Source organism: uncultured Neisseria sp., from assembly GCF_951230505.1.
GTDB lineage: Bacteria > Pseudomonadota > Gammaproteobacteria > Burkholderiales > Neisseriaceae > Neisseria.
The window spans coordinates 1-6039 of record NZ_CATNVN010000113.1 but is presented as its reverse complement, the minus strand read 5'-3'; the positions used below and the strand labels follow the sequence as shown (position 1 = coordinate 6039).

Below are 6039 nucleotides of genomic sequence, written 5' to 3'. Positions count from 1 at the left end.
CTGACTACGTTCATGCTTCTCATGCAATGCCTGCAGTACAAACCCCAGTCGTTGTTGCTCGAAATGAATACGGTATTCCGGCACCTATTTCCATTCCGATGGCACAAACTCGACAAGCTGTGCCTGCGAATAAAACCATTGCAGACAGCGTAATCGTTCCCAACAATACGCCTGTTTTAGAAACACCAGCCGTTGCAAAACCTGAAAACTATGTTGTCGATACTGCTGTCCACAACACAACTCCTGTCGTACAAACGCAGACGACTGCCGTTCAAGCGGACAACACTATTGTTCCTCCAATGCTTGCCGCGCAAACCCAACCTACCGTTGCGGCCGACAAAGCCATTGCAGACAGCGTAATTGTTTCCAACAATACGCCTACTCTGGAAGCGCCGCCCACAATAAAAGCTGAAGACTATGTTGCCGACACTACTGTCCGCAATACAACTCCTGTCGTACAAACTCAGTCTAGTGCAACCCAAACAGAAAACAGTGTTGTTCCTGTCATGCTTGCCGCACAAGCCCAACCTACTGCTTCTACCGAGAAAACAGTTTCAGACGGCATTGCTATTATTAATGAAACACCAGCTGTTCAACCTGTTGTGCCTGCAATCCAAATTCCACAAGAGATTATTCAGAACTCGACAGCTCAGCCGCAAACTTCAACTACCCAAAATAGCCAAGCGGTAACAGCTCAGGATGAAGCGCTCGATAAAACACCTGCCAAAGTCGAGACTAAGCGCAAAGGCAAAACTTATGCCAAAACCTCCTCTCGACGCAAAGCCAAGGTCAACCGTACCAAAACAGCCGTTGTCCGCACATCCGAAGAACAAGCAGCCAAAACTATTGCCACCGCTTCGGTCGAACCAAGCACGCCGGCAACTGCCACTCCGGTAGAGCATGGCAAAACCACTGTCCCAACACCTTTCCCTCAAGCATACAAACCGGCAGCCGACATTTTGCTGGATAAAGAAAATAATGACAGTGATATCAAAATTCTGCCAAATGTACCGATTACCAGCGTGACCAACACAGCCGAAGCTGCCAATCCGCGCCTCAATATTACCCTGCGCAACCGTCAGAACAAATCACGCAGTTCTTCATACAGCAAATACAAAGCCCCTGTTATCCGTACAGTACCTGTGGTTACGCCGGCTCCTAAGCCAAGCCCTAAAGAAACCCGCAAACAGATATTGCAGACCGAAGTGCGCAATGAACAGGCTGCTATTACCCGCCTTCAAACCCAGCTGAATGCGGCCAAACAAAAAGGCGATCAAATTAAGATCCAACAGCTGACCCGTACCATCAACGCCCGTAAAGCGAATATCCGCGCTATTCAAGGCGAAATGTCTCGTTGATTGGTTTTTGATACAAAAGGCCGTCTGAAAATATTTTCAGACGGCCTTTTTAATGGCTTACAACCTATTTACTTCAACAAACTCATTCTCTAAAATCATTTTCCCCATCACGCCAAAGTATATTTCTTCACATCCCTACCCTCGTGCGCCATTACTGCTTCTATCCAATCGGCGATATTTTGCCAATAATATTGCGACTTTTCAGACGGCCTATCAGTCTGAGTACCTTCATCATTCAACACAACGGGAACCCCCTGCTCTGCACCGGCTTCAAGCACAATCCAAATACTGCCTTCATGAGTATCGGCATGAGCTGCTTGATGTTCATATGCCCAGCCAACCGCAGCTTGTCCGCCATTTTGCAAAGACTGCATCGCCTGAGATAATGGATGAAAGTACGTATCTACATCGTTGTCGGCAGCCACGACCAAAGTTGCACCATGCGTACCTAACGCTTGCGCGGCATGAAAAACGGGGGAGTTGTGCAGATTGGCGATAAAGTCAAACGGCATCGCGGCGTGATGGTTCAGCACATTGTCTGCCATTTTTTCAAATACGGATGGCGAAGAAAACGGTGTACCGAGAAAAACAGCGCAATCAGAACGAATTTCGCACTGCTCTTTCAGTTGCCCTGCACCAAGCGCGGCAATCAGGCTCAAGCGGCTGAGGCGGCGGGTATCTATACCGCTTTGCTGCTTTAAGGTTTGTTTGAGGATTTTACCGCCGGTGCCGGCGTCAGTATCAAAACGCACGGCGGCGGTAATACGGATATTAGGATTTACGGTTGCCATTGCCATACCAAAGATGTGTTGCTGCCACCAAAACCAAACTGATTGGCCAAACAGAAAAAGCCGCCTTTTTGTGAAGTCGCGCACTCGGAAAAACGAATTTTCCGCCCCTGATAATCGTTGCTTTCACCTTGTTTTAAAGCGGATAAAAGCAGGACCGTTTCAAGGGCTGCCGTTGCGCCAAGCGTGTGTCCGATTTGCGGCTTGAACGCCATCAAAGGGGGCAGTGTACCGAATATATTTTCCAGTGCAGCCAATTCGGCGACATCGCTGTCAGCCGTGCCGATGCCGTGTGTTTTAACAGCTGCAATGCTTTCAGGAGCGATACCTGCAATATCTAACGCACGGCGCATCACCTGCTCTTGCGCTTGGCCATCGCTTTGAATCAGGTCATTGCCTGTATTGGCGGCGTGTCCGATAAGTTTCAGACGGCCTGAAGATTCAGGAGCAGCGGAAGATAAGGCAAGCGCGGCAACACCTTCGCCTAAAATCAAACCGTTTCCGCCAAAAGGCTGATACTGTTCGGTCAGCAAACCCAAGCTGTGAAAATGCAGCAAAGTCAGTTGGTTGAGGTTTTCAATACCAAACACAAAGGCTCGCTCCGCCCCGCCGCGCAAACAATTATCCGCCTGAATCAGCGCATGGGCAGATGAAGTACAGGCAGTAGCGAAACTGAAAATCTGCCGATTGCCGCTACGCCGGCGCAAATCTTCGGCAAGATAAAGCAGATTGTGTTCCTCTACCGCCCTATTACCCGCAAAATGGCGGTTTTCATATTCGGAGATGGAATAGGAACTGGAACCGATAAACACCGGCGCATCGTGCCAGCTTTCAGACGGCCAGCCTGCATTTTCGGCGGCTCGGCGCAAATGTTGTTCGGCAATATCCGCAAATTCCTTCCGCCCCAAACTGTCGCCGGCGAATGCACGAAAATAAGCAACCTGCTGCGGCTGGTTTAAAAACGTATAAGACACCGCATCAGGCCGTCTGAAATCCGTTTGCGGATTCAAGGCAGAAGTGGCCGCTGTACCGCAAACCCAACTCACGCGCCATGCTCCGCACGGATAAACGCCGCCAAATCGCGTACGCACATCATATGTTTGCGCACCATACGGTCGCCCTGTAGGCGTACTTGGAAATACTGTTGCAAGGCAACGCTGATTTGCAGCGCATCAAGCGAATCCAAACCGACCGGACTGTCATCGCCAAACAAAAGCGCATCGTCGGTGAAATCATCCATATCCACATCGTCGGCCTTATCGGCTTCTTGCACGATTAACTTTTTCAATTCCGTTTCCAGCTCGTGCTCGGCCAGTGTAAAGGTGTAAGACATTTTTAAACTCCCATTTTTATATCATGAAGCAACAGCTCGTTTTAGCGAAACTCGCTATGCTCGTTTTCAGACGGCCTGAACTTTATGCAAAATCGCCCCAAAGCGTCTGCATGGCGGCAATGGCCGCAAGTGAGGCGGTTTCGGTACGTAACACCCGTTTGCCAAACGTAACGGATTGAAAACCGGCATCAAACGCCTGTTGCTCTTCCTTCTCCGTCCAGCCACCTTCCGGGCCAACCATAAACACGACCTTACCGGACTGCGGCTGAATATCGCTCAGTTTTTGTGCGCGGTTCAAGCTCATTAACAGTTTAGTCGTTTCCTGCGGCAACTGCTGCAGAGCCTGTGCATAAGTCGTCAGTGGCAAAACCTTCGGCACAATATTGCGGCCGCTTTGTTCACACGCCGAAACGACGATTTCCTGCCAACGCGCCACCCGCTTTTCAGCGCGTTCGCCGCTCAAGCGGACGACACAGCGTTCGCTGATGGCCGGACGAATTTCTGCCACGCCCAATTCCACGCTTTTCTGCAAAGTGAAATCCATGCGCTCGGCTGCGGATACCGCCTGTACCAATGTAATGTTCAGCGGCGATTCGTTGTCCGTTGCCTCTTCACGCAGAATCCGTACGCTGGCGCGGCGTTTTTCCAAAACTTCGGGAAAAGCCGGATATGACTTGCCATTGCCGTTAAACAATACGATTTCTTCCGTGTTTTTCACTCGCAATACATTCAGATGGCGCACCACATTATCGGGTAATTCGACCACGCTGTCGGGGCTTAAGGCAAAATCAACATAAAATCGGGGCATGGTTTCCTGCTTTATTCATGTATATAATTTAAATTTAAAATTTCATGAATGAAGTTGAAACACGGCGACATGCTCCTGCCTGATTCCGATTTCATCCACTATAATTTGAAAACTTCCCGAATTTTAATCCACTGTCACGCAAAACTGCAAAAAACAAGGATACGCCGTGCTATACCGTTTACAGAAAGTCGTCCGCCACATCGCCCAAACCGAAGTCATGCCGCGTTTTCTGAACACGCCGTCACGACGCAAGAAAGACGGCTCGGTTTTGAGTGAAGCAGATTTGGCCGCACAAACCGCTTTTGCCGCCGCCCTGCCCTTATTGGAGGATTGTCCGATGTTGGGCGAGGAGATGAGCGTTCAGGAGCAAACCCGTTTGTGGAACGAATATTCAGACGGCCTGTGGATTGTCGACCCTATCGACGGCACAAACAACTTCGTCAACGGTTTGCCGCATTTTGCCGTATCCGTCGCACTGGTTAAAAACGGCCACTCTGAATTGGGCGTGATTTACAATCCGGTCAGCGGCGAATGTTTCTATGCCGAACGTGGCAAAGGCGCATTCCTCAACGGCACGCCACTGCCGCTGCGTTCCGAAAACAAAAAACTCAACGAATCCATTGCCGGCGTGGAAATCAAATACCTGCGTTCGGGCAAACTCGCCAGCCGCATGAATACCCTTGCCCCATTCGGCACAATCCGCAGCATGGGCAGCAGCACGCTCGATTGGTGCTACCTTGCCAGCGGCCGCTACGATATTTACATCCACGGCGGACAAAAGCTGTGGGACTACGCTGCCGGCGCATTGATTTTTGAAGAAGCCGGCGGCTGTCTGACCACTTTGGAAGGCGACGATTTTTGGAGCGGCGAACATGTATTTAAGCGTTCCGTCATCGCCGCATTGCAACCCGAGCTGTTTCAGCAATGGGTGAAATGGATTCGAGAAAATCAGTAAAAATACCGTTTATCTTCAAAAAATCACGATTATCTTGCAATTTATTGAAATTATTTCACTTCTTAACAGCATTTAATACTAAAAACGGTAGAATATTAATCGCTGACACAACACCGCTCTTTCATCCCTTTTGGGCGGTGCAGCAAGTAAGACGTTTTCCCGCAATGTATTGGCCATTCATACTTCTCCCTTAGTATGAATGGTTTTTTTTATCTGCAAAAACAGCTCAGGCCGTCTGAACGTTCAGACGGCCTGTTTACATTACTATTTGAAAAACTGTCCGCAACACGCCTTAAACTTTTTGCCCGAACCGCACAAACAAGGCTGTTTCATCGTCGGCAACGCAACGGTCGGATCAATAAAGTACCAACACCCGTCTATTTTCACGAACGCCGACAATTCATGATGGCACTCGGTTTGCCCGTTCTCTTCAAAATACGCCTCAAACTCGACCAAAGCATGCAGCTTGCCAAACGGCACATGACGGATAACCTTCAATCCCGACCACTGCGTCTGCTTACTCCACGACTCCAAATCCTGCTTGTCCAACAAATTCTGCTGCGCAGGGACAGTCGTGTCCACGATATAGTCGATTTCCTGCAAAACATACGCACTGTAACGCGAAAGCATCAACTCTTCCGCCGTCGAGGCCGCCGCCTCACGCACATGAAACGGTGCGCAACATTCCGTATAAACACGCCCCGACTGACAGGGGCAAAGTGTAGCCGTCATTCCTAATTACCCGAATAAATCCATTTCAAAATTATAACGCAAACCCGACTCAGGCCGTCTGAAAA

At 49.6% G+C, this 6039-nt stretch carries 7 protein-coding genes; 2 read left to right on the top strand and 5 right to left on the bottom strand.

Annotated elements, in window-relative coordinates:
- On the top strand, positions 1–1358 hold a 1358-nt coding region (locus Q1M25_RS07465), incomplete at its 5' end, for a hypothetical protein (RefSeq protein WP_300483494.1).
- 107 nt (positions 1359–1465) lie between these two features.
- Here Q1M25_RS07465 and Q1M25_RS07460 read toward each other — a convergent pair.
- The 4 genes from Q1M25_RS07460 to Q1M25_RS07445 form a co-directional block, all read right to left on the bottom strand.
- Entirely contained in the window at positions 1466–2155 is a 690-nt protein-coding gene (locus Q1M25_RS07460; protein ID WP_300483491.1) for a hypothetical protein, read from the bottom strand.
- Positions 2137–3192 carry a beta-ketoacyl synthase N-terminal-like domain-containing protein gene (locus Q1M25_RS07455; protein ID WP_300483496.1) on the bottom strand — a complete coding sequence of 352 codons (1056 nt, stop codon included), beginning with the start codon at positions 3190–3192 and terminating at the stop codon, positions 2137–2139. Before Q1M25_RS07455 ends, Q1M25_RS07460 begins: the two co-directional genes overlap by 19 nt.
- The gene (locus tag Q1M25_RS07450; protein ID WP_070606132.1) at positions 3189–3479 is read right to left on the bottom strand and encodes an acyl carrier protein; all 291 of its coding nucleotides are present in this window, start codon (positions 3477–3479) and stop codon (positions 3189–3191) included. The genes Q1M25_RS07455 and Q1M25_RS07450 overlap by 4 nt, the downstream gene beginning before the upstream one ends.
- A gap of 82 nt (positions 3480–3561) precedes the next feature.
- Positions 3562–4287 (bottom strand): 16S rRNA (uracil(1498)-N(3))-methyltransferase, encoded by a 726-nt coding sequence (locus Q1M25_RS07445; RefSeq protein WP_300483488.1) that lies wholly within the window; start codon positions 4285–4287, stop codon positions 3562–3564.
- 166 nt (positions 4288–4453) lie between these two features.
- On the opposite strand from Q1M25_RS07445, the gene Q1M25_RS07440 reads away from it, so the two are divergent.
- Positions 4454–5242, top strand: a complete 789-nt coding sequence (locus Q1M25_RS07440) for an inositol monophosphatase family protein (RefSeq protein ID WP_300483486.1) — start codon at positions 4454–4456, stop codon at positions 5240–5242.
- 264 nt (positions 5243–5506) lie between these two features.
- Here Q1M25_RS07440 and Q1M25_RS07435 read toward each other — a convergent pair whose 3' ends face one another.
- Entirely contained in the window at positions 5507–5974 is a 468-nt protein-coding gene (locus Q1M25_RS07435) for a YchJ family protein (RefSeq protein WP_300483484.1), read from the bottom strand.
- Between the last annotated feature and the right edge of the window lie 65 nt (positions 5975–6039).

Coding starts and splice junctions, on each gene's coding strand:
- Q1M25_RS07460 (WP_300483491.1), bottom strand. CDS start 2,155: ATGGCAATGGCAACCGTAAATCCTAATATCCGTATTACCGCCGCCGTG.
- Q1M25_RS07450 (WP_070606132.1), bottom strand. CDS start 3,479: ATGTCTTACACCTTTACACTGGCCGAGCACGAGCTGGAAACGGAATTG.
- Q1M25_RS07445 (WP_300483488.1), bottom strand. CDS start 4,287: ATGCCCCGATTTTATGTTGATTTTGCCTTAAGCCCCGACAGCGTGGTC.
- Q1M25_RS07435 (WP_300483484.1), bottom strand. CDS start 5,974: ATGACGGCTACACTTTGCCCCTGTCAGTCGGGGCGTGTTTATACGGAA.